Origin of the sequence: Listeria sp. SHR_NRA_18 (genome assembly GCF_003856515.1) — a bacterium.
Classification (GTDB): Bacteria; Bacillota; Bacilli; order Lactobacillales; family Listeriaceae; genus Listeria_A; species Listeria_A newyorkensis.
Genome location: NZ_QPKR01000120.1, coordinates 1 through 380, shown reverse-complemented (window position 1 = coordinate 380; position 380 = coordinate 1). Strand labels below are relative to the sequence as shown.

At 52.6% G+C, this 380-nt stretch carries 1 protein-coding gene; it reads right to left on the bottom strand.

The annotated features are described in order from the left end of the window. Positions 1–171 precede the first annotated feature (171 nt). Positions 172–380 (bottom strand): hypothetical protein (locus tag DUK53_RS17900; RefSeq protein WP_236637342.1); only part of this gene is annotated, 209 nt, incomplete at its 5' end.

Genomic DNA, 380 nt, shown 5'->3' with positions numbered 1-380 from the left:
GCCAGCCAAACTCATTGTTGTGCTCCTGCGATCCGCCAATGCTGATTATATGCAAAATGATGACAACGTGGCAATGTAGCCGAAGTGGTTGAAGTCGCACATGTTCAACCGTAGGGGCGCTGCATGCTGCGCCCGCCTGGATAAAAGGCCGCTCACAGAGCGGCCAGTAGCTTACTTGTTCTGGAATACGACGTTGAAGATCAGTTGGTTGCCGGAAACTGACCAGCCACCTTTACTTACTCCAAACACCGATCCCAGTACAATGAGCAGGATAATGAGTGATCTCCCTTTCATTGCGCGTTCCTTGTGGAACCACGACCACCGCGACTTCACCGGAAAAATCCCGGCGGAACAAGCGTTCGTCAGCGCTTGTATCGCAG